This is a genomic window from Zhihengliuella halotolerans (genome assembly GCF_004217565.1).
GTDB classification, from domain to species: Bacteria; Actinomycetota; Actinomycetes; order Actinomycetales; family Micrococcaceae; genus Zhihengliuella; species Zhihengliuella halotolerans.
On record NZ_SHLA01000001.1, the window covers coordinates 1,136,306 to 1,161,339 of the forward strand.

The window sequence follows — 25,034 nt, forward strand, 5'->3', positions numbered from 1 at the left end:
GGAATCGAGCAACTGTGAATTTCTTCGCACGCCTGCGGGAGGACCTCGTCTCCGCGCGCGCCCATGATCCGGCGGCGCGCGGAGACGTGGAGAATTTCCTCGCCTATTCAGGGCTGCACGCCATCTGGCTGCACCGGGTGGCCAACCGGCTGTGGCAACGTCCGCACCTGCGCCTTCCCGCGCGCCTGCTCTCCCAGTTCGCGCGCTTCCTGACGGGCATCGAGATCCATCCGGGCGCGACGATCGGCCGGCGTTTCTTCATCGACCACGGCTCCGGCGTCGTCATCGGCGAGACCGCAGAGGTCGGCGATGACGTCATGCTGTATCACGGCGTCACACTCGGTGGTCGCTCGCTGGCGAAGGTCAAGCGCCACCCGACGCTCGGCGACCGTGTGGTCGTCGGCGCCGGGGCAAAGATCCTGGGGCCGATCCTGATCGGAGCTGATTCAGCGGTCGGGGCCAACGCCGTCGTCGTCAAGGACGCGCCGCCGGATTCCATCGTGACGGGTATCCCGGCCACGAACCGGCCGCGGCGGCCGGAGGAGCACAAGCCGGCTGTCGATCCGGCGGAATACATCGACCCGGCCATCTACATCTAAATACGACGACGACGGGCGAGGTGATCTGATCACCTCGCCCGTCGTCGTTGTGCGCGGCGAGCCCGCCGTTGATGGAGCATACGCGCGGGGGCGGCCCACCTGTGGTGGGCCGCCCCCGTATTCGGTTGCCGGCCCTCTGCGGGGCCGCCAGGAACCTAGTGCGTCGAGACGGCGGCGATCTCCGTCTTGTCGCCGCTCCACTGGGTGTGGAAGGTGCCCTCGCGGTCGACGCGCTCGTACGTGTGCGCGCCGAAGAGGTCGCGCTGGCCCTGGATGAGTGCGGCGGGCAGGCGCTTGCGGCGCAGACCGTCGTAGTAGGCCAGCGAGGCCGAGAAGACCGGCACCGGGATGCCGAGCTGCACGGCGGTGGCGATCACGCGGCGCCATGCCGGGATAGCCTCGGCGATGGCCTCGGCGAAGGCCGGGGCGAGCAGGAGGTTCTCCGGCTTCTGGCCGTCGGCGTAGGCCTTCATGATCTCGTCGAGCAGGTCGGCGCGGATGATGCAGCCGGCGCGCCACAGCGAGGCGATCTCGTCGAGCTTGAGCTCCCACCCGTACTCGGAGGCGGCGCTGCCCAGCATGTCCAGGCCCTGGGCGTAGGAGACGAGCTTCGAGGCGAAGAGCGCCTGGCGGACGTCCTCGACGAAGTTCTCCGGCAACTCGACCTGCGTCTCGTGGCCGGCCAGGATCTCCTGGGCCTGCTCGCGCTGCGTGCGCTGCGAAGAGAGGCCGCGTGCGAAGACGGACTCGGCGATGCCGGAGACCGGCGAGCCGAGCTGGAGCGCGGAGACCACAGTCCAGCGGCCCGTGCCCTTCTGGCCGGCGGAGTCGACGATGACGTCGACGAGGGGCTTGCCCGTCTCGGCGTCGACCTGCGCGAGGACCTCGGCGGAGATCTCGATGAGGAACGAGGAGAGGGACGTCTTCATCCAGTCGGCGAAGATCTTCGACTGCTCGGCGGGCTCGATGCCGGCGGCCGAGCGCATGAGATCGTAGGCTTCGCCGATGACCTGCATGTCGGCGTACTCGATGCCGTTGTGGACCATCTTCACGAAGTGACCGGCTCCGTCGGTGGAGATCCACGTGCAGCACGGCTCGCCGTCGTACTTCGCGGAGATCTTCTCGAGCATCGGGCCGAGGGCCTCGTAGGACTGCTTCGAGCCGCCCGGCATGATCGACGGGCCGAGGAGTGCACCCTCCTCGCCGCCGGAGACGCCGACACCGACGAAGTGCAGGTCGTGCTCGGCCAGCTCGGCCTCGCGGCGGCGGGTGTCCTCGTAGTGCGAGTTGCCGCCGTCGATGACGATGTCACCTGCCTCCAGGAGCGGGACCAGCTGCTCGATCACGGAGTCGACCGGCTTGCCTGCCTTGACCATGATCATGACGCGGCGCGGGGTCTCGAGGCTCGCGACGAGCTCCTCGAGCGACTCGGTGCGCACGAAGTCGCCCTCGTCGCCGTGTGCATCCAGCAGCGCGTCGGTCTTGCCGACCGAGCGGTTGTGGACGGCGACGGTGTATCCGTTGCGCGCGAAGTTGCGGGCGAGGTTTGCGCCCATGACGGCTAGGCCGGTGACGCCAATCTGTGCAGGCATGCGGAAGGATCCTCCGAAATGGTGAGTAGATTCGGTGCGTCGACTGCTGGACGCATTCTTCAGCGTAACCCAAAACACAGCAGGACCCGCCAAAAGTAATACCTTTGGCGGGTCCTGTGATTAAGTGTTACGGACGGATTCTCCAGTGGGTCCTACCGGGATCGAACCGATGACATCCACGGTGTAAGCGTGGCGCTCTACCAGCTGAGCTAAAGACCCTTGCGGCGATCCAGCTTATCCATCGCCCCGGCGAACGCCAAATCCTCAGGCCGCTCGCTCCAGGGCCTGCTCGTAGCGCGACCACGGCCTAGCCTCGCCCGCCGCGGAGGAGAACGCGTCCACGATGCGACCCTTGCGGACGAGATACGTGGCCCGCAACGCCCGCCCGGCGTCGGCGTCGAAGCAGCCGAACTGCTGCGCGGTCGCCCCGTGCGGCCAGAAGTCCGCGAGGAGGGCGAACTCCAGCCCCTCCTGCTCGGCATAGGCCCGCAGGGCGAACTTGTGATCAACCGAAACCCCGAAGATCTCGACGTCCCGGTCGTGCATGTCCGCCAGATGCTCCTGCAGCTCGCGCAGCTCCGCGGTGCAGACCCGAGAGAACGCGAACGGATAGAAGACCAGCAGGTACGACGCCGGCATCTCGGCCGACGTCATCCGCTCGCCGTGCGTTGTGGTCAGCTCGAAGTCCGGGACGCGAGTCCCCGGAACCAGAAGCTTCACGGATCGATCAGTTCTTGCGACGCGACATCAGGCGCGCCGCCGCCCAGTCTTCCGAGACACCTTCGCTCGTGGTCACGTGAAGCCCCGCCGTCGGCGCGGCCTCCAGGATTTCTGCCGGGGGAACGTGCGCTTCGCGCCCGTTCTTCGGGGTCAGCAGCCACACCACTCCCCCTTCATCGAGCGTCGTTAGCGCGTCGACCAGGGCGTCGACGAGGTCGCCGTCGCCCTTCCGCCACCACAGGATGACGCCGTCTACGACGTCTTGGTCCTCTTCGGTGAGCAGTTCGGAACCGATGCCATCCTCAAGCGCGTCTCTCAGATCGAAGTCGACGTCGTCGTCGTACCCCAACTCCTGAATGAGGTCGCCCTCTTTGAATCCCATCCTGGCGGCAGCCATCGATGTAGCTGCTGCAGCCTCGCTCACAGTGTGTTCCTCCCTTAGATACGTCTCTGACAGTTTCAAGCCAACACCTTTAAGCCGGGCGCATCAAGCGCAGGAAAGGTGACACGCCGTTTAATGCACTCTACGTGACGTCTCCGAGGCCGTTCCCGGTGCGAATGACGCCGTCGGCTACGCATTGGGCCGCCGGGCGGATTAGAGTGGCGTGGATGGCTGTCGCCGCACTCACGATGGCAGCCGAATACGCATGGCGGCTGAATTGCCACGGCCGGCGTCGTGAGATTCGTTCACGGCGGGCCGCCGCCTGCCCCCACGCTGTAACCCGCTGCAAGGAGAATTTGGACGTGGCTGACGATCACATTTCACACATCCGCTCTGGCTTGACCAGCCAGCTGCCGGACCGCGATCCCGAGGAGACGGCCGAGTGGCTCGAATCCTTCGATGATCTGGTTGAGGCTCAGGGAACCGAACGAGCCCAGTTCATCGTTCGCTCGTTGCTTCAGCGTGCAGGCGCCAAGAGCGTCGGCGTGCCGATGGTGACTACGACCGACTACGTGAATACCATTCCGGTCGACCAGGAGCCGGAATTCCCCGGCGACGAAGAGGTCGAGCGCCGCTACCGCGCCTGGATGCGCTGGAACGCGGCCATCATGGTCCACCGCGGGCAGCAGCCCGACATCGGCGTCGGTGGACACATCTCGACGTTCGCCGGTGCGGCGACGCTCTACGAGGTGGGCTTCAACCACTTCTTCCGGGGCAAGAACCACCCGGGCGGTGGCGACCAGGTGTTCTTCCAGGGCCACGCCTCCCCCGGCATGTACGCCCGAGCGTTCATGGAAGGGCGCCTCTCCGAGGAGGACCTCGACGGGTTCCGCCAGGAGAAGTCGAAGGCCGGGCATGGTCTGCCGTCGTACCCGCACCCGCGCAACATGCCGGACTTCTGGGAGTTCCCGACGGTCTCCATGGGCATTGGCCCGGCCAATGCCATCTACCAGGCGCAGGCGAACCGCTACATGCACAACCGCGGCATCAAGGACACCTCGCAGCAGCACGTGTGGGCGTACCTCGGCGACGGCGAGATGGACGAGCCCGAGTCGCGCGGATTCCTCCAGCTGGCCGCGAACGAGAAGCTCGACAACCTCACGTTCGTGATCAACTGCAACCTGCAGCGCCTCGACGGTCCCGTGCGCGGCAACGGCAAGATCGTCCAGGAGCTCGAGGCGTTCTTCCGCGGTGCCGGCTGGAACGTCATCAAGGTGACCTGGGGTCGCGAGTGGGATGCGCTGCTCGAGAAGGACCAGTCGGGCGCGCTCGTCGACATCATGAACCAGACGCCGGACGGCGACTACCAGACCTACAAAGCCGAGTCCGGCGCTTTCGTGCGCGAGCACTTCTTCGGCAAGTCGCCGGAGACCAAGGAACTCGTCGCCGACATGAGCGACGACGAGATCTGGAACCTCAAGCGCGGCGGCCACGACTACCACAAGGTGTACGCGGCCTACAAGGCGTCGATGCAGGCCAACGGCAAGCCGACGGTCATTCTCGCCAAGACCGTCAAGGGCTACGGCCTGGGTCCGCACTTCGAGGCCCGCAACGCCACACACCAGATGAAGAAGCTGACGCTCGATGACCTGAAGGCGTTCCGCGATCACCTGCGCATTCCGATCACGGACGAACAGCTCGAAGCCGACCCGTACCGTCCCCCGTACTTCCACCCCGGGCCCGATGCGCCGGAGATCAAGTACATGATGGAGCGTCGCGCCGAGCTGGGCGGTTCCGTGCCGGAACGCCGCAGCACGCCGCGGAAGATCGAGTTGCCGTCTGAGAAGACGTACGCGATCGCCAAGCGCGGCTCGGGCAAGCAGCAGGCGGCCACGACGATGGCCTTCGTGCGCCTGCTCAAGGACATCATGCGCGACAAGAACTTCGGCGACCGCATCGTCCCGATCGTCCCCGACGAGGCGCGCACGTTCGGCATGGACTCGTTCTTCCCGACGGCCAAGATCTACAACCCGAAGGGCCAGAACTACCTGTCCGTGGACCGCGACCTGGTCCTCGCGTACAAGGAGTCCCCGTCCGGACAGATCCTGCACCCGGGCATCAACGAGGCCGGCGCCCTCGGCGCCTTCACCGGCATCGGCACGGCCTACGCCACGCACGGCGAACCGCTGATCCCGGTGTACGTGTTCTACTCGATGTTCGGTTTCCAGCGCACGGGCGACCAGTTCTGGGCAGCTGCCGACCAGATGACCCGCGGGTTCATCATCGGCGCTACCGCCGGCCGCACTACGCTGACCGGCGAGGGCCTGCAGCACGCCGACGGGCACTCGCCGCTGCTCGCGTCGACCAACCCCGCCGTCGTCACCTACGACCCGGCGTACGGGTACGAGATCGGCCACATCATGCGCGCCGGCCTGGAGCGCATGTACGGCGGCGAGCACGCCGACCCGAACGTCATGTACTACATCACGGTCTACAACGAGCCGATCACCCAGCCGGCCGAGCCGGAGGAGCTGGACGTCGACGGGCTGCTCAAGGGCATCTACCTGGCTGCACCGGCCAAGGTCGATGGACCTCGCACGCAGCTCCTCGCCTCCGGCGTGGCGATGGCCTGGGCCATCGAGGCCCAGCAGATCCTCGCCGATGAGTGGGGCGTCTCGGCCGACGTGTGGTCCGTGACGAGCTGGAACGAACTGCGTCGCGACGCGCTCTCCGCCGAGGAGGACGCGTTCGAGAACCCGGGTCAGGAGGCACGTACGCCGTTCATCACGGAGCAGCTTGCCGGCGCCACCGGTCCGGTCGTCGCGGTCAGCGACTACATGGCCGCGGTTCCGGACCAGGTGCGTCAGTACGTGCCGAACGAGTGGGCGACCCTCGGGGCGGATGGCTTCGGCTTCTCCGACACCCGTGCCGCTGCCCGCCGGTTCTTCAAGATCGACGCGCACAGCGTCGTCGTCCGGGCACTGCAGATGCTGGCCCGCCGCGGCGAGGTCCCGGCGGAAGCTCCGGCGCAGGCGTTCGAGCGTTACCAGCTCAACGACGTCAACGCCGGCACGAGCGGCAACGCCGGCGGCGACAGCTAGCGGTCCCGGCACCCGTACGACGGCGGGGCGTCACCTCACCAGCGCAGGCTGCTGGGGGTGGCGCCCCGCCGTCGTTTTGTAGTGATCCCACAAAACGGCACCTCTTCCGGCTGGGTGAAACAGGGGCTCGCGAGTATCCTCGGTTCATGACCGAAACGCGTTCCGTGCCGGCCGGCGGCAGAAACCGCCCGCCCCGGCAGCCCCAGGCCAGCGCGGAGACGCTGAGGCGGCTCAAGGACCACTTGGGGATCCTCTCGACGGTCGCCCTGAAACACCTCGATCAGTCGCTGCCCTGGTATCGCGGGCTCGAGCCCGAGGAACGGGCGGCGCTGGGCCTCGTCGCGCAGAAGGGCATCGCGTCCTTCGTCTCCTGGTACGAGCAGCCGACGAGTCCGCAGTGGGTCCTCAACGATGTCTTCGGTGCGGCGCCGACCGAGCTCACTCGCTCGATCAGCCTGCAGAAGGCGCTCCAGCTGATCCGGACAATCGTCGAGGTCGTCGAGAACCAGGTGCCCGACCTCGCGAGCGAATCCGAGCAGGTCTCCCTGCGCGAAGCCGTCCTGCGCTACTCCCGCGAGGTCGCCTTCGCCGCCGCCGACGTCTATGCGCGCGCCGCGGAGACGCGCGGCGCGTGGGACAGCCGCCTCGAGGCCCTCGTCGTCGACGCCGTCATGCGCGGTGAGGACACCGACACCCTGCGCTCCCGTTTTGCCGCCGTCGGCTGGAAGTCCCAGGACGGGATCCACGTGATGGTCGGGCGCGCACCGGAGCAGTCGAACGCGCGATTCGTCGGCGAGCTTCGCCGGGCGTCCCTGCGCTACGCGCACGACTGTCTCGTCGGTATTCAGGGCGAGCGCTTGATCGTCATGCTCGGCGGGATCCGCGACAACTCGGGCACCGGCCTACGCCGCCTCGCCGAATACTTCGCCGACGGCCCCGTCGTCTACGGGCCGCGGGCGGACTCGCTGCGGGCGGCGACGGCCTCCGCACAGGCCGCTTTCGCGGGCCTGGCGGCCGCGACAGCGTGGGTTCAGGCGCCCCGGCCCACCGCAGCCGACGACCTCTGGCCGGAGCGCGTCGTCAATGGCGACGCGAGCGCCGGTGTCGCGCTCGTCGAGAACGTCTACCGACCCCTCGTGAAGGCGGGCAACGGCCTGGTGGAGACGCTCTCCAGCTATCTCGCGCTCGGGCACTCGCTCGAGGGCACGGCACGGGAACTGTTCGTGCACGCCAATACCGTCAGGTACCGGCTGAAGCGGGTCAGCGAGATCACCGGCTGGGATCCGTTGATTCCCCGGGAGGCTTTCGTGCTGCAGACCGCACTGGTCGTCGGGCGGCTCCAGGACTGTCCCGCCACATGAATCGGTTGTAGGATTCCTACAAGAGGCCAACTCGAGCTTGGTGCGCCTGAACACCGAGTAATTCCCCAAACCTTGGAAAGCTTGAACTGTGCTAGCAATCGTGTGCCCTGGACAGGGATCTCAGACCCCCGGCTTCCTGTCCCCGTGGCTTGAACTCCCGGGCGTCGCCGACCATCTGAAGAACCTCTCGGAGCTCTCCGGGCGTGATCTGATCGAATTCGGAACCGTCGCGGACGAGGAGACGATCAAGGACACCGCGGTCGCCCAGCCGCTGATCGTGGCCGCCGGCCTGGTGGCCGCCCGCCAGCTCTTCGCGGACGGCGGGGTGCCCGCGGGCGCCGTCGTCGCCGGCCACTCCGTCGGCGAGATCACGGCGACCGCCCTGACCGCCGCCCTCAGTGAGAACGACGCCATGATGTTCGTCCGCGAGCGCGCCAACGCCATGGCCGAAGCGGCCGCCGCGACCCCGACCGGTATGGCCGCTGTCCTCGGCGGTGCCGCCGACGACGTCGCCGCCGCCATCGAGGCCGTGGGTCTGACCGCGGCGAATGCGAATGGCGCCGGGCAGACGGTCGCCGCGGGCACCCTCGAGCAGATCGCCGCGTTCGTGGAGAACCCGCCGGCCAAGGCCCGCGTGATTCCGCTCAAGGTCGCGGGCGCGTTCCACACCTCGCACATGGCCCCGGCCGTCGGCGTCCTCGAGGCGCTGGCCCCGTCCTTGCGTCCCGCGGACCCGAGCGTGCGGCTGCTGAGCAACTACGACGGCGCCGAGGTCGCATCGGGGTCGGCGAACCTCGAGAGCCTGGTCGCGCAGGTTTCCCGCCCGGTCCGCTGGGACCTGTGCATGGACCGACTCGCTGAGCTCGGCGTGACAGGCATTCTCGAGCTCCCCCCGGCGGGCACACTCGTCGGCCTGGCCAAGCGCGGGCTGCGGGGCACCGCCACGTTCGCCCTGAAGACGCCGGAGGATTTGGAAGCAGCCCGGGAGTTCGTCGCCGAACACGCCGGTGGAGAGGATCGAGACTGATATGAGCGTCACCTTGAACCAGAAGCCGGCCAACGCCGGCAGCCGCATCCTTGGCCTCGGCGCGGCCCGTGGCGACGTCGTCGTCACGAACGAGGACGTCTGCGAGTGGATCGACTCGTCCGACGAATGGATCCGCCAGCGCACGGGCATTATCACGCGCCGCCGCGCGTCCGCTGAGCTCTCGCTGCTCGACCTGGCGGAAGGGGCTGCGCGCGAGGCGATCGAGCGCGCCGGTATCGAACCCGGCCAGCTCGGAGCCGTCATCGTCTCGACGGTGACGTTCCCCTACGCGACGCCCTCGGCCGCCGCCGCGCTGGCCGACCGCATCGGTGCGACGCCCGCGCCCGCGTTCGACATCTCCGCCGCCTGCGCCGGCTACTGCTACGGCATCGCCCAGGGCGACGCGCTGGTGCGGTCCGGCACCGCGGACTACGTGCTCGTCGTCGGGGCCGAGAAGCTCTCGGACGTCATCGACAATCACGAGCGCACCATCTCCTTCCTACTCGGCGACGGTGCGGGCGCCGTCGTCCTCGGGCCGTCGGAGACGCCCGGCGTCTCCCCGTCGGTCTGGGGCTCGGACGGATCGAAGTGGGACACGATCGGCATGACGCACTCCATGCTGGACCTGCGTGACATCGCCGTCGCCGCCGAGGACGACCCAGAGGGCACCGCGCTGGTGGCCGAGACCGAGGCGAAGCTGTGGCCGACCCTGCGCCAGGACGGTCAGACCGTCTTCCGCTGGGCCGTCTGGTCCATGGCCAAGGTCGCCAAGCAGGCCCTCGACGAGGCTGGGATCACAAGTGAGGACCTGGCCGCCTTCATCCCCCACCAGGCCAACATGCGCATCATCGACGAGATGGTCAAGCAGCTCAAGCTGCCGGAAACCGTTGCCGTGGGCCGCGACATCGCGGACATGGGCAACACCTCCGCCGCGTCGATCCCGTTGGCGATGCACCGTCTGCTCGAGGAGCAGCCGGAACTCTCCGGCGGGCTCGCCCTGCAGATCGGCTTCGGCGCGGGCCTCGTCTTCGGCGCGCAGGTCGTCCGCCTGCCCTAGGATTTCCTAGGAGCAATCATTCCACCGCTCTACCCGTCGTCGTACGACGACGGGGCTACGCGTCGGGACAGCCCGACACAACAGAAAGGAAGCCGACATGGCGAGCAACGAAGAGATCCTGGCCGGCCTGGCCGAAATCGTGAACGAGGAGACCGGCCTGGAAGCCGAGGCGGTCGAGCTGGACAAGTCGTTCACGGATGACCTCGACATCGACTCGATCTCGATGATGACGATCGTCGTCAACGCCGAGGAGAAGTTCGACGTGAAGATCCCGGACGAGGAAGTCAAGAACCTCAAGACCGTCGGCGACGCTGTGAGCTACATCGCGGGCGCCCAGGCCTAAGCTGCCTGCTGCGGTCGCACCGCACCTTCGATCAGGACCGCCTAGTCTTTCCGCTCCCCCGGATCCCCGGGATCCGGGCGCGGGGCGACCGTGTGGCGGGCAACGTCCTGTAGGACGGCGCCCGCCGCACGAGGCCAACTGCGAAGGCAAGATCTACCTGATAACCGTCACCCATCGCGAAAAGAGAGATTTCTGATGGCCCGCAAAGTCGTAATCACCGGTCTGGGTGCTACCACGCCCATCGGCGGGGATGTCCCCACACTCTGGGAGAACGCCCTCAAAGGCACTTCCGGCGCACGCACCTTGACCGACGATTGGGTCGAAGAGTATCAGCTGCCCGTCACCTTCGCCGCTCGCGTCACGACGCCGGCGAGCGAGACTCTTTCGCGAGTCGAGATGAAGCGCATGGATCCGTCCACGCAGTTCGCCGTCGTGGCGGCGCGCGAGGCGTGGAAGGACGCCGGCATCGACGAGATGGACAAGGACCGGCTCGGCGTCGCCTTCGCGACGGGCATCGGCGGCGTCTGGACTCTGCTGAATGCGTGGGACACGCTCAAGGAGAAGGGTCCCCGCCGCGTCCTGCCGATGACGGTACCCATGCTCATGCCCAACGGTCCGGCCGCGGCCGTGAGCCTCGACCTCGGTGCCCGCGCGGGCGCGCACACGCCGGTCTCGGCCTGCGCCTCCGGCACCGAGGCCATGGACGTGGGCCTGGAGCTCATCCGTTCGGGTAAGGCCGACGTCGTCATGGTCGGCGGCGCGGAGGCGGCGATCCACCCGATGCCGCTGGCGTCCTTCGCCTCCATGCAGGCGCTCTCCCGCCGCAACGACGACCCGGAGCACGCCTCGCGGCCCTACGACGTCGATCGCGATGGCTTCGTCATGGGCGAAGGCGCCGGCGCGCTCGTCCTCGAGGCCGAGGAGCACGCGCTGGCACGCGGCGCCCGGATCTACGCCGAACTGGCCGGCACCGCCGTCACCGCCGACGCCTACCACATCACTGCGCCCGACCCCGAGGGCCTGGGCGCGACGCGCGCCCTCAAGGCCGCGATGTTCGACGGCCGCATCCAGCCGGAGGACGTCGTGCACGTCAACGCACACGCGACCTCGACCCCCGTGGGCGACAAGCCCGAGTACACGGCGCTGAGCGCCGCGCTCGGCTCGCATGTCGACGACGTGGCCGTGTCCGCCACCAAGTCGCAGATGGGTCACCTGTTGGGTGCCTCGGGCGCCGTGGAGTCGGTCCTGGCCGTCCTGGCCGTCTATGAGCGCAAGGCGCCGGTGACGATCAACCTCGAGAACCAGGACCCGGAGATTCCCTTGGACGTCGTGACGGGTGAGCCGCGCGAGTTGCCGGCCGGGCAGATCGTCGCCCTGAACAACTCGTTCGGCTTCGGCGGGCACAACGCCGTCGTCGCCATCCGCAGCGTCTAGCACGGCGCCGCGATCGCGGGCGGCGTGTCCACGGGAACACCGTGGGCACGCCGCCTTCGACGTTTAATGCGAGTCGGTACGACGACGAAAGGCCCTGCCTGCTCGACGGAGTGTCGAGCAGGCAGGGCCTTGGCGGTCATGCTGGCGGAGCTGAGCTAGGCGAGCAGCGTCGGCTTGAGCTGCTGGATCCGGCCGAGCAGTCCGTTGACGAACTCCGGGGACTCATCCGTGGACAGATCGCGAACGAGCGCCACCGCCTCGGCGACGGCCACGCCGTCTGGGACGTCGTCGTTGAAGAGGATCTCCCAGGCGCCGATTCGCAGTGCCGCGCGGTCGACGGTCGGCATGCGGTCGAGGGTCCAGCCCTTCGCGTACGTCCCGAGAATCTCGTCGATGCGCTCACTCTGTGCAACGACGCCTTCGAGCAAGGTGACGGTGTAGGGGTTCACGATCTGGGCAACGGCGTCGCGCCGCTGCTGAAGCGCCCCCAGCGGGCTCACGTCGCGCTGTTCGGCTTCGAAGAGGACCTCAAGAGCCCGCTTGCGGGCCTTGCTGCGGGTACTCACTCGGTGACACGCCCCAGGTAATCGCCGGTGCGGGTGTCGACCTTCACCCGGGTGTTCTGCTCGACGAAGAGCGGCACCTGGATCTCGCGGCCGGTCTCGAGAGTGGCCGGCTTGGTGCCGCCCGAGGAGCGGTCACCCTGCAGGCCCGGCTCCGTGTAGGAGATTTCGAGCACGACGGACGGCGGCAGCTCGATGTAGAGCGGAGCGCCATCGTGCATGGCGACGGTCACGTTCTGGTTCTCGAGCAGGAAGCCGGAGGCGTCGCCGATGACCGGCCCCGGGACCATGATCTGGTCGTAGTCGGACAGGTCCATGAAGACGTAGTCGGCACCGTCCTGGTACAGGTACTGGTAGTCGCGGCGGTCCACGGTCGCGGTCTCGATCTTGGCACCCGCGTTGTAGGTCTTGTCGACCACCTTGCCGGTCAGCACGTTCTTCATCTTGGTGCGGACGAAAGCGCCACCCTTGCCCGGCTTGACGTGCTGGAAGTCGATGATCTGCCACAGCTGGCCGTCGATCTTCAGGACAACGCCATTCTTGATATCGGTGGTATCTGCCACGAAGTACTCTTCCTGTATTGGTGCCCGCCGCCCCGGAGGGGCGGGGGTGACGACGTCACCGAAGGGGCCTGTCAAAAATCCAGACTCGATTCTAACGTACAAGTGCCTCGCGGCGCTTCACGGCCTCGAGCGACCGCCTGGCCAACTCGATTCGCCGCTCCGGCGCACCAGATTCCGTGTGCAGTTCCTTCGCGCGCTCGAAGCGGTGCTCGGCCGCGGTGAGGTCGCCTTCCGTGTAATAGAGGATGCCGAGGTACTGGTGCATCATGGCCTCGTGGCTGGTCCCCTTGAATTCGTCGAGCAGTCCGCGCAGGCGCTTGATCGCGGGGCGGGTCCGGCCCATGGCGCGCATCAGGTCGGTGTCCAGCATGCGCATGCGGATGTTCTGCGGGTCGGACAGGCGCGTGTCCGCGACAAGCTCCGCCGCCTCACGGTAGTGCCCGCGGGCGATGAGCACGACGACGGCGTTGCACGGATCGTCTCCCTCGACCAGCGCGTCCGCCTGCTCGTCGTCCACGACGACGGGCAGCAGGGTTTCGGGATCGCGCTTGATCCCCGGCATTCCGGTCTGAATCCACTGCGGCCCCATGATCAGTCGGCAATCTCCTGGTAGGCGGCGAATAGTAGCGAGGTATCGGGTACATCGAGGATACCGGGCTTGCCGAGGTCATCAAGGACCACGAAGCGCAGGAGGTCACCACGGGCCTTCTTATCCCGGCGCATTCCATCGAGCAGCGCCGCCCAGCGGTCCCGGCGGTACGTGGTCGGGAGCCCGAGTGAGCTGAGAATCCGCTCATGCCGGTCGGCCAGCTCGTCATCGATGCGGCCGACGGAGCGGGCAAGTTCGGCCGCGAACACGAGGCCGATCGAGACGGCTGCCCCGTGACGCATGGTGTAGCGCTCAGCCAGCTCGATGGCGTGGCCGAGTGTGTGGCCGTAGTTGAGGATCTCACGCCGGCCCGACTCCTTGAGATCCTCGGAGACGACCTCGGCCTTGACTCGGATGGAGCGCTCGATGACCTCGCGTTGTTCCGCCGTGCCCGCCGTCGACACCCGCTCGGGCGAGGCCTCGATGATGTCGAGGATCTTCGGGTCGGCGATGAAGCCGCACTTGACGACCTCGGCCAGGCCGGTGACGAGCTCGTTCTTCGGCAGCGTCTGCAGCGAGTCCAGATCTGCGAGTACGGCCGCCGGCGGGTGGAAGGCACCTACGAGGTTCTTGCCCTCTGCGGTGTTGATGCCGGTTTTGCCGCCGACGGCCGCGTCGACCATCCCGAGCAGCGTCGTCGGCAGGTGGACGACCTTGACCCCGCGCAGCCACGTCGCGGCGACGAATCCGGCGACATCGGTCACGGCGCCGCCGCCCACGGCGACGACGGCGTCCGAGCGGGTGAAGTCGTTCTGGCCGAGGACCTGCCAGCAGAAGGAAGCGACCTGGATGTGCTTGCCCTCCTCCGCGTCCGGGATCTCGGCGGTCAGCCCGGTGTAGCCGGCGCCGTCCAGCTCGGCCTTGACCGCGTCCCCGGTCGCGCGCAGGGCGCGCGGGTGGATGATGAGGACCTTGCGGACACGTTCGCCGAGAACGTCCGGCAGGCGGCCGAGCAGGCCCGTCCCGACGACGACGTCGTAGTCCGATCCTGGCGTGCTGCCGGTGACCTTGATGGTGGTGTTGGTCATGAGCTAGATGCCTCCCCTTGAGGTACGGAAACGCCGGTAGGCGTCGACGATGCGTTCGGCGTTCGCGGAGGGTGTCCCGCTGCGAACGTCCACGATGTGGCGTGCGGTCTCCCGGTACAGCCCGGCACGTTCGGAGAAGATACGGCACCACTTGGCCAGCGGCTCCTCGTCTTCTTGCCGGCTGAGCAGCGGGCGGTGCTGGTCGCGTTCGATGCGCGACGCGACGGTCTCCTCGTCGATCTCGAGGTAGACGGTGAAGCGGTGTCCCAGAATCTCCCGGTTCTCAGCACGGACGACGGCGCCGCCACCCGTGGCGATGACGCCCCCGTGCACGTCGGCCGTCTCGAGGGCCTGCCGCAGGGCCTCGGTCTCGAGCGTCCGGAACCCGTCCTCGCCGTCCGCTGCGAAGATGTCTGCGATCGCCCCGTGGTGGGCGACGATCTGGGCGTCGGTGTCGATGAACGGCACGCCGAGATGCCGGGCAACGGCGCGACCGAGGGTCGTCTTGCCGGAGGCCATGGGGCCGATCAGACAGAGCACGTCCGGCCCGTCGGGATCCGGGTCGCTGTTACGGCGGCGCGGCGGGACACTGGAAGGATCAGTCACGGGCGTTGGACCTCGGCCGCCGGCTAGTTCGACGAGGCCAGCGACTCGGGAATGGCCGCGAGGTACTGCTCCATGTTGCGGCGGGTCTCGGCTACCGAGTCGCCCCCGAACTTCTCAAGTACAGCCTGTGCGAGCACGAGCGCGACCATCGCCTCGGCGACGACGCCGGCGGCCGGGACGGCGCACACATCGGAGCGCTGGTGGTGGGCTTTCGCCTCCTCGCCGCTGGCGATGTCGATCGTGCGCAGGGCGCGCGGGACCGTGGCGATCGGCTTCATCGCCGCGCGGACGCGCACCGGTCCCCCGATGCTCATGCCGCCCTCGATGCCGCCGGCGCGGTTGGTGGGGCGCACGGCCTTGGACTCGTCGTCGCGCAGGATCTCGTCGTGGGCGGCCGAACCGCGGCGGGCCGCTGTCAGGAAGCCGTCGCCGATCTCGACGCCCTTGATCGCTTGAATACCCATGAGCGCTGCGGAGAGACGCGCGTCGAGGCGGCGGTCCCAGTGCACGTAGGAGCCGAGGCCCGGCGGCAGGTTGTAGGCGATGACCTCGATGACGCCGCCGAGGGTTTCCCCCTCTTTATGGGCCGCGTCGACCTCGGACACCATGGCGTCAGAGGTGGTGCGGTCGAAGCAGCGCAGCGGATCGGCGTCGAGGGCGACGACGTCCGAGGCGCGCGGCACGTCGCTGCCCTCGGCCACCGCGACGGTGCCGACGGCGACCGTGTGGCTGACCAGTTCGACGCCGAGTTCACCGAGGAAACGGGCCGCGGCTGTGCCGAGCGCGACGCGGGCGGCCGTCTCGCGGGCGCTCGCACGCTCCAGGACGGGGCGCGCGTCGTCGAAGCCGTACTTCTGCATGCCGGTGAAATCCGCGTGGCCGGGGCGCGGCCGGGTGAGCGGGGCGTTGCGTGCGAGGCCGTCGAGTTCGTCCTCGGGGACCGGGTCGGCGCTCATGACCTTCTGCCACTTCGGCCATTCGGTGTTGCCGATCTCGATGGCCACGGGGCCGCCTTGCGTCGAGCCGTGACGGACGCCGCCGACGAAGGTCACCTCGTCCTGCTCAAACTTCATGCGGGCGCCGCGGCCGTAGCCGAGTCGGCGGCGGGCCAGGGCGGTCTTGACGTCGTCCGTGGTGAGCGAGACGCCGGCCGGGAGGCCTTCGATAATTCCAACGAGGGACGGGCCATGGGATTCGCCCGCAGTCAACCAACGCAACATGACCTCAATACTGCCACGAAATGGCATCAACCCAACGGACGAGGGAGCCCCACTGCGTCACACATCACGTTTGTGACTAGTTCGCGGTCATCTTCGGCGCGGCCGCTGAAGAGCAGGGCCTGCTCCACAGCCTGATGCACGAGCATCGACAATCCGTCCACGACGCGCCCGCCCGCAGCGTCCCACGCGAGCGCGAGGGCGCTCGGCCAGGGATCGTAGGCGACGTCCAGAAGTGGTGTTCCGGCGCGCGGCGCGGACACGAGCAGCGCGGGGACGAGAGCGTCGGCGGCTCGGGGCGGGAGGGTCGAAACTGCGGCGTCGTACCGGCTGAGCTGCCCGCCCGCGGCGGCGACGTCCAGCGTGCGCGTCTCGAGGCCGAAGCCGACGGCGAGGTCGACGGCGGAGGCGGCCCTGCCGGCGTCGCGCACGATGAAGTCGACGGCGGCGAAGCCCAGCTGCGCGGCGGCCGCCACCGCCGCGGCGGCCGTCCCACCAGCGCCCAGGATAGCGAGCCGGTTCCGTGCGGAGCCGGGCTCGAGCTCCAGGGACATCACAATGCCGTCGACGTCCGTGTTCTCGCCGATGAGCCGTACGCCTCGCGCGGTATGGCGCACGATGACGGTGTTGAGGACCCCGAGACGCGCGACGCGATCCGAGACCTCGTCCATCTCGGGTACAAGCGCCGACTTCATCGGCATCGTGCACGACAGTCCGGCCCACGAGTCGTCGTCGCGAAGCCGCGCGGCCAGGTCGGGGGCGTCCTGGGGGTCGGCCACCAGCGCGTCGTAGGCGATGTCGACGCCGAGCGCCGCGTAGGCGGCGGCGTGCAGGACCGGCGACTTCGAGTGCCCGATCGGGTTGCCGATGACGGCGGCCCGCCGGAGGCTGGGAGCGGGCATCAGCCGCAGACGCCCGGGTTGGCCGCGCAGTAGTCGCGGTATTCCTGCTGATTCCGGCGGTGCTCACTGTAGGACTCGGCGAACTTCGTCTCGCCGGTGGCGATGTTCACCGTGACCCAGTAGTAGTAGTCGTTCTCGTCCGGGTTCACGGCCGCCTCGATGGCGGCATCGCCCGGCGAACCGATAGGCGTCGGCGGCAGCCCCGCGTGCTGGTAAGTGTTGTAGGGGTTGGACTCGTCGGCCTTCTCCTCGGCCGTGAACTCGAGCGTGTAGCGGTCCAGGCCGTAGATCACGGAAGAGTCCACCTGCAGCAGACCGCCGGTCTCGCGATTGTCGGGCTTGAGCCGGTTCTCGATGGCTCCGGCGACGACGGCGTAGTCGTCCGTGCGGGCCTCGCCCTGCAGGATGCTCGCGATGGTCAGCGCTCGGTAGGCGTCGTCCGGGTCGGAGGCCCCTGCGGCGGCGAGCTTGTCCCGCGTCGCGTCGACGAGCATCTGCAGCACCTCCTCGGCGCTGGAATCCACCGGGAACCGGTACTCGCCGGGGTGCAGGAAGCCCTCGATGTTCTCGTAGGAGCTGTCAAGTCCGAACGTCTCGGGCGCTGTGGCCAGTTCCTGGAGTTCAGGGAGCTCGATGCCCGTGGCCTCGGCGATGGCCTCCAGCGCGGCGGGGAGGCGGGCGTTCTGGTTGATCGCGAGGTAGGCGACCGGAGCACTGCCAACGCCGAGCAGGACGTCGGCGGCATCCCTCGCCGGCAGCTTCGTCTGCAACGGGTACTCCCCCGGGTGCACCTCCTTGTTCTCACTGTCGGCGGAAGACAGCGCTTGCAGGAAGGCTTCGCGCGAGGCGACGATCCCCTGGGAGACGAGCTCGTCGCCGACCCGGTTCGGGCCCCAGCCCTGAGCCACCACGAAGGTGACCTCACCCTCGCCGGGGCCTTCGAAGTCCGCCGGCTCGGTGTTGAGCAGCCCGTTGATGAACAGCCCAGCCGCGGTCAAGGCGAGGACGAAGATCGTGAACACCGAGACCATGATGATGTTGCGCCGGCGCCGCCGCTTCTTACGCTGGGCCAGGGCGGCCGCCAACTCGGGCGGGTGGTTGAGCGTGTAGTCGTGAGCCTCGTCGAAGGGTTCGTCGGCGTGCTCGTCAGCGTCGCTGGGGCCGAAGATAGTATTCGGCTCCTCGTGCGCGGCCTCAGCTACGTGTGTCTCGTCGTCGTGGCCGAGCTCGGGTTCCGCCTCGTCCGTCTCCTCGACGGTAGCGCTCGCGTGCGCGGAGGCTGCCACGGGCGTGGGTGAGGGCTCGACGACGGGCGTCGCCAGGTCACCCTCCGAGGCCTCCTCGGGTGCCTCAGGGGCGGGGCGGTGCTGGTCGAAGGGCGCGGTGGGTTCGGCACGACGGCGCCCGGTGCGTAGCCGTCGGAAGGGCGCCCCGTCGCTGTCGGTGACCGCAGGCGTCGCCGCGGCCCGACGACGCCGCGGGCTATCTTGCTGAGAGTTCACCGGTTAAAAGTCCTTCAATCCTGGTCCGTCTGGCCGTTGCGTGTCGATTCGACAGCCGTACCGACGTCGCGTTGGAGTGATTTTTCCATATCGATGGCCTGCTGAAGAATCGCGACCGCCGCAACCTGGTCGACGACGCGCCGATGTTGGCGTCCGTCGACGCCTGCAGCGTGCAGGCTCTTGTGAGCCGAAACGGTCGTCAGCCGCTCGTCGACCAAGCGAACTTCGGCGTCTAGTTTCTCAGTTTGGAGCCGGGCGAGCAGCTCCGCCGCGTAGTCGCGCGCCATCGTGGTGGACGCGGTTTCGCCGCCGTTCATCGAGCGGGGCAGCCCGACGTACACGGTGACCGCCTGCTGGTCACGCACGTATTGGACGAGAACACGCAGGTCGGAGTTCTTCTTTACGTCTCGCTTGAGCGTCTTCCACGGGGAGGCGAGGAGCGCGTCGGGGTCGCTGTGTGCGACCCCGACGCGCGCGAGTCCGACATCGATGCCGATGCGTACGCCCCGTGTCATCCGACGTTCCTAAGCCGAATCGCGCACGGAGGACTCGATGGCCGCCAGCGCCTCCGGCCGTTTGGCCGGGTCCTGGCCGCCGCCCTGCGCGACGTCGTCCTTGCCGCCACCGCCGCCGCCGAGGATCTGCGCGGCGGTCCGGACGAGCGCGCCGGCCTTCACGCCGGCGGCACGGGCCGCCTCGTTGGTCGCGACGAGCACGAGCGGGCGGGAATTCGCGACGCCGGTCAGGGCGACGACCGCAGCGTCTGCGCCGAGGCGTCCGCGCAGGTCCAGTGCGAGCGAGCGGAGGTCGTCTGCGGAGGAGATGTCGCCGGCGTCGTGCGCGAGGAGGCGGACGGGGCCGATGTCCCGGGCTCGGGCGACGAGGGCGCCCGCCTGTGCGGCCAGTTGCTCCTTGCGCAGACGTTCGATCTCCTTCTCGGCCGCGCGCAGCTTCGCCACCGTGGACTGGATGCGCCCGGAGAGTTCGCTGCTGGGCACGCGGAACATCTCCGAGAGGTCCGCCACGAGGGCCCTCTCGGCCGCACCGTGGCGGAAGGCCTCCATACCGACGAGTGCCTCGACGCGGCGGTTGCCCGAGCCGACGGACTGCTCGCCGAGCAGGGTGAGCGAGCCGATCTGGCTGGTGCCACCGACGTGGGTGCCGCCGCAGAGCTCGCGGGACCACGCACCGTCCATCTCGACCATGCGCACGGTACTGCCGTACTTCTCGCCGAAGAGGCTCATCGCGCCCATGGATTTGGCCTCGTCGAGGCCCATGATCCTGGTGACGACCTGGTGGTTGTCGCGGATCTTCAGGTTGGCCAGCTCCTCGACTTCGGCGCGGGCGGCGTCGGAGAGCGCGTCCGCCCACGTGAAGTCGAACCGGAGGTAGCCCGCCTTGTTGAAGGAGCCGGACTGGACCGCGTCCTGCCCGAGGATCTCGTGCAGGGCCGCGTGCACGAGGTGGGTCGCGGAGTGAGCCTGTTCGCCGGAGCGGCGGCGCTGCTCGTCGACCTGTGTCAGGACCGTCGACGACGTCGGCAGTTCGCCCTCGCGGACGATGGCCTTGTGCACGTTGAGCCCGCGGATCGGCGCCTGCACGTCGAGGACCTCGACGACGAACCCGTCGCCGGTGATCAGGCCGACATCGCCGGCCTGGCCGCCCGCCTCGGCGTAGAAAGGGGTCTCGTCGAGGACGAGGTCGATCTCTTGGCCCTGCTCGGCGACGTCCACGAGACTGCCGCCGCTGACGATGCCGCGGATGCGCGATTCGCCGGTGAGGGTTTCGTAGCCGGTGAAGTTGACGTCTCCGGCGTCGTGCAGCTGCGAGAAGACCGTGAGGTCGGCGTGGCCGGCTTTCTTGGCTCGCGCGTCCTGCTGGGCGCGCTGGCGCTGCTCGAGCATGAGCTCACGGAACGTCGGCTCGTCGACGGAAAGCCCGGCTTCGCCGGCGATCTCGAGGGTGAGGTCGATCGGGAAGCCGTAGGTGTCGTGCAGCTGGAAGGCGACGTCGCCGGACAGCTTGCCGGTGTCCGACTTCGCTTCCACGAGGGCCTCCTCCAGGCGCGCCGTGCCGGAGGCGATCGTGCGCAGGAACGCTCGCTCCTCGGCGTACGCGATGCGGGAGATGCGGGCGAAGTCCGCCTCGACTTCGGGGTAGACGCCCTTCATGGCATCGCGCGAGACCGGCAGCAACTCCGGCAGGACGGCCTCCTCGACGCCCATGAGGCGCATGGCACGGACCGCGCGGCGGATCAGACGGCGCAGCACGTAGCCACGGCCCTCGTTGCCGGGCACGACGCCGTCGGAGATCAGCATGAGGGAGCTGCGGATGTGGTCGGCGATCATCCGCAGCCGTACGTCGTTGGCGTGATTGGGGTCGCTCGGATCCTCCGTGGACGTGTAGGTCTTGCCGGAGAGCTCAGACGCCTTGTCGAGCACGGGTCGAACCTGGTCGGTCTCGTACATGTTCTCGACGCCCTGCAGAATCATTGCCAGGCGCTCGAGACCGAGACCGGTGTCGATGTTCTTCTTGGGCAGCTCGCCGGCGACGTCGAAGTCGGTCTTGGAACGGACCTCGGAGAGCCGGTACTGCATGAAGACCAGGTTCCAGATCTCGATGTAGCGGGTCTCATCGACGGCGGGGCCGCCCGCCTGCCCGTAGGCGGGTCCGCGGTCGTAGTAGATCTCCGAGCAGGGGCCCCCGGGGCCCGGCTGGCCGGTGTTCCAGTAGTTGTCAGCCTTGCCGGTGCCGACGACGCGCTCGCGCGGTACGCCCACGACGTCTTCCCAGATGCGGCGCGCCTCGTCGTCGCGCTCGTCGCCGTCCTCGTAGACGGTGATCCAGAGCCGCGCCGGGTCGAGGCCGAAGCCGCCGTCCGCCTGCGGGGAGGTCAGCAGCTCCCAGGCCCACGGGATGACCTGCTCCTTGAAGTAGTCGCCGAACGAGAAGTTTCCGGCCATCTGGAAGAACGTGCCGTGGCGGGAGGTCTGGCCCACCTCTTCGATATCGGCCGTGCGGATGCACTTCTGGATGCTCACCGCCCGGTCGTAGGGCGCGACCTGCTGCGCGGTGAAGTAGGGAATGAACGGCACCATGCCGGCCACCGTGAAGAGCAGCGACGGGTCCGGAGACACCAGCGATGCGCTCGGCACGGGCGTGTGTCCACGTTCTGAGAAGAAATCAACCCAGGTGCGGGCGATGTCCTGCGACTTCATAGTCCTTGTACGGTCCCTTCGGGAGCTCGGTGGGTTACTTGGTGGGGTCGGCGGCGGTGTGGCGTCCACGACCTGCCTCCGAGGCCGGGTCGAGGCCGAGCGAATCGCGCAGCTCGGTTTCCTTCGCCGCCATGCCCTCGCGGAACGCCGCGAGGGTGTCGGCCACGTCGTCGGCGAGCCGACCGACGACACGGTTCAGGCCCTCGGGGCCTGCGAGGCTCCGCGCCTCGGAGAGCTTGCGGTAGGCGAGGGCTCCGACGCCGACGCCTACGCCGACCCAGAAGATCTTCTTGAACATCGTCTTCATCTACCTTTCGAACCGGCTAGCGGCTGCGGCGCGCGCGGGTCGCGGGCTTGTTGAACGCGGCGCGCACACCCTCGCTGAAGGCCGCGACCTTGATCAGGGGCCGGCCGATGACCGCGGCGGCGAGCGAGGTGATCGCGCTCACGTTCGCCGAGGCATCCGCGACGTTGCTGGTGATGCCGTCGACCTTGTTGATCTGCTGGTTGGTGGAGGCAACCGTCGTCGTGATCTCGTCGAGCGTCCCGCGCGAGTCGCGGATGAAACCCGTCAGCTGGTCGAACGACCGTCCAAGCTTGATGATGGGCACCGCGAGGAACCCCACCAGCACCACGAACGCGAGCGCCGCGATCAAGCCGGCGACATCGGACCACGTCATGAATAGCTCCTTGAAAGCATCGTGCACGGTGCGCGGACGCAGCACCGCTACCCAACCCTACCTAACGAACTGGCCGGGCGTGCGCGGGCGCCGGCGCTGGGCGCCCCGTGCCGCGGGCCCTTTCGCTTAACGCGGAAGAGCCCGCGGCGTACGGCCACGGACTCTTCCGGCTCTTCGTCGGCAGCAGCCGAACCCTGGCGGGTTTAGCGTGCGTAGTACTCGACGACGAGGTTCTCTTCGCAGGTCACAGGGACCTCGGAGCGCTTCGGGCGGCGCACCAGGCGTGCCTGCAGCGACTCCAGCTTGACGTCCAGGTAGCCCGGGACGGCCGGCAGCACATCGCGGTGGGCACCGGCGGCGGCAACCTGGAACGGGACCATGGTCTCCGAACGCTCGTGCACGGCGATGGTCTGGCCCTCCTTCACGCGGAAGGAAGGACGGTCCACGCGGGCGCCGTCGACGGTGATGTGGCGGTGGACCACGAGCTGGCGGGCCTGGGCGATGGTGCGGGCCAGACCGGAGCGCAGGACGAGCGCGTCGAGACGCGACTCCAGCAGCTCGATCAGGTTCTCACCGGTCAGGCCCGAGGTGCGGCGGGCTTCCTCGAAGACGCGGGTCATCTGCGCCTCGCGGATGCCGTACTGGGCGCGAAGACGCTGCTTCTCGCGCAGACGCACTGCGTAGTCCGAATCCTGCTTCTTGCGGGCGCGTCCGTGCTGGCCGGGGCCATACGGGCGACGCTCCATGTACTTCTCTGCCTTGGGGGTCAGAGCGATGCCGAGGGCGCGCGAGATGCGAACCTTGCGGCGGGCACGGGTGTTGTTAGCCACGTGTCTCCTACTTTCGTTCGGCGACTGCTTTCTGGTCTGGCCTCCATGATGGAGAGTCTCGGGGAGTCGCGCCCCGTAAGTCCTGCAGCACGCGCGGTCCACACCCGTCACCGGGCATAGTGGATCGGCGGCTTGCCAGCCAACGAACCATCCTAGCACGACGGTGCCGGCGGCTCCGCGCGGTGGTTCCGGCTATTTCGAGCGACCGCGGACGATCTGACGCAGCCGTTCGAGGCGTTCGCCGATGCCCCGCTCGGCGCCGTTGCCGGTCGGCTGGTAGTAGTCGCGGCCGACGAGGTCATCGGGCGGGTACTGCTGGGCGGCGATCGAATGCGGTGCGTCGTGCGCGTACTTGTAGCCTTTGCCGTGCCCGAGCTGCTGCGCGCCTTTGTAGTGGGCGTCGCGCAGATGCAGCGGGATGCCGCGGCCCTTGCCGGCCCGCACGTCCGCGATGGCCTCGTTGATGCCGTTGTAGGCGGCGTTCGATTTCGGCGCGGTGGCTAGGTGCACGACGGCCTGGCCCAGGATGATCCGCCCCTCCGGCATGCCGATCATCTGCACGGCCTGTGCGGCCGCGACGGCGGTTTGCAGCGCCGTCGGGTCCGCCATGCCGACGTCTTCCGAGGCGCTGATGACGATGCGCCGGGCGATGAAGCGCGGGTCCTCCCCCGCTTCGATCATCTTGGCCAGGTAGTGCAGCGCGGCGTCGACATCAGAGCCGCGGATCGACTTGATGAACGCGCTGATCACGTCGTAGTGCTGGTCGCCGGCCTTGTCGTAGCGCTGCACGGCGACGTCCATGGCCCGCTCGGCGTCCTCCCGGGTGACCCGGATCTTCGCCTCCCCCGGCGCAGCCCCGTCTTCCGGGCCCTCACCCGCGGATCCCGCCGGACCGAGCGCCGAACCAAGCGCGACGGCGGCTGCGGCCTCCAGCGCGGTCAGCGAGCGGCGTGCGTCGCCCCCGGAGAGCTTGATGAGGTGCTCGAGCGCCTCGTCGGTGAGCTCGACGATGCCGCCCAGGCCTCGCTCTTCGTGCACGGCGCGCTCGAGCAGCTTGCGGACGTCGTCGTCCTCCAGCGGCTTGAGCGTCAGCAGGAGTGAGCGCGAGAGCAGAGGCGAGACGACGGAGAACGAGGGGTTCTCGGTGGTCGCTGCGACGAGCACGACCCAGCCGTTCTCCACCCCCGGCAGCAGGGCGTCCTGCTGGGCCTTGTTGAACCGGTGGATCTCGTCGAGGAAGAGCACCGTGGTCATGCCGCGCAGGTCCCGGTCCGAAAGCGCCTGATCCATGACGCGGCGCACGTCCTTGACGCCTGCCGTGATCGCCGAAAGCTCGACGAACTGGCGGCCGGGCCCGCGGGCGATGACGTGCGCGAGGGTCGTCTTGCCGGTCCCGGGCGGCCCCCAGAGGATGACGCTCGAGAGCCCGGCGGGACCGGCTTTGGCCCCCTGCGCGAGCTGGTGTAAGGGCGACCCCGCGCGGAGCAGGTGCTGCTGGCCGACGAGCTCGTCGAGGCTGCGCGGGCGCATGCGCACGGCGAGCGGAGGCAGCGGCCGTCCGCCGTCGTCGTCGTGATGGTCGGCGAACGCGTCGTCGCCCGCATTGCCGAGGTCATCGGCATCCAACCCGCTGAACAAGTCATTCACCCGCCCAGCCTAC

At 68.4% G+C, this 25,034-nt stretch carries 24 protein-coding genes and 1 tRNA gene; 7 read left to right on the forward strand and 18 right to left on the reverse strand.

From position 1 onward, the window contains the following. Nucleotides 1-14: 14 nt before the first annotated feature. Nucleotides 15-599: a serine O-acetyltransferase EpsC gene (epsC, locus tag EV380_RS05110; protein ID WP_130449794.1), complete on the forward strand. Its 585-nt coding sequence runs from the start codon at nt 15-17 to the stop codon at nt 597-599. 155 nt (nt 600-754) lie between these two features. Here the strand turns inward: epsC and gndA are convergent, their stop codons facing one another. The 4 genes from gndA to EV380_RS05130 all read right to left on the reverse strand — a co-directional run bounded on the left by gndA (nt 755) and on the right by EV380_RS05130 (nt 3,335). Beyond that, nucleotides 755-2,191: an NADP-dependent phosphogluconate dehydrogenase gene (gene gndA, locus EV380_RS05115; RefSeq protein ID WP_130449796.1), complete on the reverse strand. Its 1,437-nt coding sequence runs from the start codon at nt 2,189-2,191 to the stop codon at nt 755-757. Between the two features lie 146 nt (nt 2,192-2,337). After that, a tRNA-Val gene (locus EV380_RS05120) sits at nt 2,338-2,410 on the reverse strand. 45 nt (nt 2,411-2,455) lie between these two features. Continuing rightward, nucleotides 2,456-2,911, reverse strand: a complete 456-nt coding sequence (locus EV380_RS05125; protein WP_130449798.1) for a redoxin domain-containing protein — start codon at nt 2,909-2,911, stop codon at nt 2,456-2,458. A gap of 7 nt (nt 2,912-2,918) precedes the next feature. Continuing rightward, a complete protein-coding gene (locus tag EV380_RS05130; RefSeq protein WP_102158416.1) occupies nt 2,919-3,335 on the reverse strand; it encodes a DUF3052 domain-containing protein in 417 nt (138 codons plus the stop codon). Nucleotides 3,336-3,655: 320 nt separating this feature from the next. On the opposite strand from EV380_RS05130, the gene aceE reads away from it, so the two are divergent. The 6 genes from aceE (at nt 3,656) to fabF (ending at nt 11,616) form a co-directional block, all read left to right on the forward strand. Then, a complete protein-coding gene (aceE, locus tag EV380_RS05135; RefSeq protein WP_242607509.1) occupies nt 3,656-6,394 on the forward strand; it encodes a pyruvate dehydrogenase (acetyl-transferring), homodimeric type in 2,739 nt (912 codons plus the stop codon). 146 nt (nt 6,395-6,540) lie between these two features. After that, nucleotides 6,541-7,755, forward strand: a complete 1,215-nt coding sequence (locus EV380_RS05140; protein WP_130449800.1) for a PucR family transcriptional regulator — start codon at nt 6,541-6,543, stop codon at nt 7,753-7,755. 88 nt (nt 7,756-7,843) lie between these two features. Beyond that, nucleotides 7,844-8,782 carry an ACP S-malonyltransferase gene (locus EV380_RS05145; RefSeq protein ID WP_130449802.1) on the forward strand — a complete coding sequence of 313 codons (939 nt, stop codon included), beginning with the start codon at nt 7,844-7,846 and terminating at the stop codon, nt 8,780-8,782. A 1-nt stretch (nt 8,783) separates the two neighbouring features. Continuing rightward, nucleotides 8,784-9,839 (forward strand): beta-ketoacyl-ACP synthase III, encoded by a 1,056-nt coding sequence (locus EV380_RS05150; protein WP_130449804.1) that lies wholly within the window; start codon nt 8,784-8,786, stop codon nt 9,837-9,839. A 97-nt stretch (nt 9,840-9,936) separates the two neighbouring features. Beyond that, nucleotides 9,937-10,182, forward strand: coding sequence for an acyl carrier protein (locus EV380_RS05155; protein WP_102158412.1), 246 nt, complete (start codon nt 9,937-9,939; stop codon nt 10,180-10,182). Nucleotides 10,183-10,377: 195 nt separating this feature from the next. Continuing rightward, nucleotides 10,378-11,616 carry a beta-ketoacyl-ACP synthase II gene (gene fabF / locus EV380_RS05160; RefSeq protein WP_102158411.1) on the forward strand — a complete coding sequence of 413 codons (1,239 nt, stop codon included), beginning with the start codon at nt 10,378-10,380 and terminating at the stop codon, nt 11,614-11,616. Between the two features lie 155 nt (nt 11,617-11,771). Here fabF and nusB read toward each other — a convergent pair whose 3' ends face one another. The 14 genes from nusB to EV380_RS05230 form a co-directional block, all read right to left on the reverse strand. Beyond that, nucleotides 11,772-12,182 carry a transcription antitermination factor NusB gene (gene nusB / locus EV380_RS05165; protein WP_102158410.1) on the reverse strand — a complete coding sequence of 137 codons (411 nt, stop codon included), beginning with the start codon at nt 12,180-12,182 and terminating at the stop codon, nt 11,772-11,774. Continuing rightward, complete coding sequence (gene efp, locus EV380_RS05170) at nt 12,179-12,742, reverse strand: elongation factor P (RefSeq protein WP_102158409.1); 564 nt, start codon at nt 12,740-12,742, stop codon at nt 12,179-12,181. Before efp ends, nusB begins: the two co-directional genes overlap by 4 nt. A gap of 91 nt (nt 12,743-12,833) precedes the next feature. Further along, nucleotides 12,834-13,331 (reverse strand): tetratricopeptide repeat protein, encoded by a 498-nt coding sequence (locus tag EV380_RS05175; RefSeq protein ID WP_130449806.1) that lies wholly within the window; start codon nt 13,329-13,331, stop codon nt 12,834-12,836. 2 nt (nt 13,332-13,333) lie between these two features. After that, nucleotides 13,334-14,419 (reverse strand): 3-dehydroquinate synthase, encoded by a 1,086-nt coding sequence (gene aroB, locus EV380_RS05180; RefSeq protein ID WP_130449808.1) that lies wholly within the window; start codon nt 14,417-14,419, stop codon nt 13,334-13,336. A 3-nt stretch (nt 14,420-14,422) separates the two neighbouring features. After that, nucleotides 14,423-15,025, reverse strand: coding sequence for a shikimate kinase (locus EV380_RS05185; RefSeq protein ID WP_130449810.1), 603 nt, complete (start codon nt 15,023-15,025; stop codon nt 14,423-14,425). 23 nt (nt 15,026-15,048) lie between these two features. Then, the gene (aroC, locus tag EV380_RS05190; protein ID WP_102158405.1) at nt 15,049-16,245 is read right to left on the reverse strand and encodes a chorismate synthase; all 1,197 of its coding nucleotides are present in this window, start codon (nt 16,243-16,245) and stop codon (nt 15,049-15,051) included. Between the two features lie 26 nt (nt 16,246-16,271). Beyond that, on the reverse strand, nt 16,272-17,144 hold the full coding sequence (locus EV380_RS05195; protein ID WP_130449812.1) for a shikimate dehydrogenase family protein: 873 nt from the start codon (nt 17,142-17,144) through the stop codon (nt 16,272-16,274). Next, the gene (mltG, locus tag EV380_RS05200) at nt 17,144-18,646 is read right to left on the reverse strand and encodes an endolytic transglycosylase MltG (RefSeq protein WP_130449814.1); all 1,503 of its coding nucleotides are present in this window, start codon (nt 18,644-18,646) and stop codon (nt 17,144-17,146) included. The genes EV380_RS05195 and mltG overlap by 1 nt, the downstream gene beginning before the upstream one ends. A 14-nt stretch (nt 18,647-18,660) precedes the next feature. Continuing rightward, nucleotides 18,661-19,161, reverse strand: a complete 501-nt coding sequence (gene ruvX / locus EV380_RS05205; RefSeq protein WP_102158402.1) for a Holliday junction resolvase RuvX — start codon at nt 19,159-19,161, stop codon at nt 18,661-18,663. 9 nt (nt 19,162-19,170) lie between these two features. Continuing rightward, a complete protein-coding gene (gene alaS / locus EV380_RS05210) occupies nt 19,171-21,864 on the reverse strand; it encodes an alanine--tRNA ligase (RefSeq protein ID WP_102158401.1) in 2,694 nt (897 codons plus the stop codon). Between the two features lie 34 nt (nt 21,865-21,898). Then, complete coding sequence (locus tag EV380_RS05215; protein ID WP_242607510.1) at nt 21,899-22,171, reverse strand: hypothetical protein; 273 nt, start codon at nt 22,169-22,171, stop codon at nt 21,899-21,901. 16 nt (nt 22,172-22,187) lie between these two features. Continuing rightward, a complete protein-coding gene (locus EV380_RS05220; RefSeq protein ID WP_102158400.1) occupies nt 22,188-22,544 on the reverse strand; it encodes a DUF948 domain-containing protein in 357 nt (118 codons plus the stop codon). A 203-nt stretch (nt 22,545-22,747) separates the two neighbouring features. Continuing rightward, nucleotides 22,748-23,374, reverse strand: a complete 627-nt coding sequence (rpsD, locus tag EV380_RS05225; protein WP_102158399.1) for a 30S ribosomal protein S4 — start codon at nt 23,372-23,374, stop codon at nt 22,748-22,750. A gap of 192 nt (nt 23,375-23,566) precedes the next feature. Further along, nucleotides 23,567-25,021, reverse strand: coding sequence for a replication-associated recombination protein A (locus EV380_RS05230; RefSeq protein ID WP_423219018.1), 1,455 nt, complete (start codon nt 25,019-25,021; stop codon nt 23,567-23,569). Between the last annotated feature and the right edge of the window lie 13 nt (nt 25,022-25,034).

What these genes read in the sequence shown, in the direction of transcription:
- EV380_RS05155 (WP_102158412.1), top strand. Translation starts at nt 9,937, where the DNA reads ATGGCGAGCAACGAAGAGATCCTGGCCGGCCTGGCCGAAATCGTGAAC.
- EV380_RS05220 (WP_102158400.1), bottom strand. Translation starts at nt 22,544, where the DNA reads ATGACGTGGTCCGATGTCGCCGGCTTGATCGCGGCGCTCGCGTTCGTG.
- fabF (WP_102158411.1), top strand. Translation starts at nt 10,378, where the DNA reads ATGGCCCGCAAAGTCGTAATCACCGGTCTGGGTGCTACCACGCCCATC.
- gndA (WP_130449796.1), bottom strand. Translation starts at nt 2,191, where the DNA reads ATGCCTGCACAGATTGGCGTCACCGGCCTAGCCGTCATGGGCGCAAAC.
- EV380_RS05175 (WP_130449806.1), bottom strand. Translation starts at nt 13,331, where the DNA reads ATGGGGCCGCAGTGGATTCAGACCGGAATGCCGGGGATCAAGCGCGAT.
- EV380_RS05215 (WP_242607510.1), bottom strand. Translation starts at nt 22,171, where the DNA reads ATGAAGACGATGTTCAAGAAGATCTTCTGGGTCGGCGTAGGCGTCGGC.
- EV380_RS05150 (WP_130449804.1), top strand. Translation starts at nt 8,784, where the DNA reads ATGAGCGTCACCTTGAACCAGAAGCCGGCCAACGCCGGCAGCCGCATC.
- aroC (WP_102158405.1), bottom strand. Translation starts at nt 16,245, where the DNA reads ATGTTGCGTTGGTTGACTGCGGGCGAATCCCATGGCCCGTCCCTCGTT.
- alaS (WP_102158401.1), bottom strand. Translation starts at nt 21,864, where the DNA reads ATGAAGTCGCAGGACATCGCCCGCACCTGGGTTGATTTCTTCTCAGAA.
- EV380_RS05195 (WP_130449812.1), bottom strand. Translation starts at nt 17,144, where the DNA reads ATGCCCGCTCCCAGCCTCCGGCGGGCCGCCGTCATCGGCAACCCGATC.
- EV380_RS05140 (WP_130449800.1), top strand. Translation starts at nt 6,541, where the DNA reads ATGACCGAAACGCGTTCCGTGCCGGCCGGCGGCAGAAACCGCCCGCCC.
- aroB (WP_130449808.1), bottom strand. Translation starts at nt 14,419, where the DNA reads ATGACCAACACCACCATCAAGGTCACCGGCAGCACGCCAGGATCGGAC.
- ruvX (WP_102158402.1), bottom strand. Translation starts at nt 19,161, where the DNA reads ATGACACGGGGCGTACGCATCGGCATCGATGTCGGACTCGCGCGCGTC.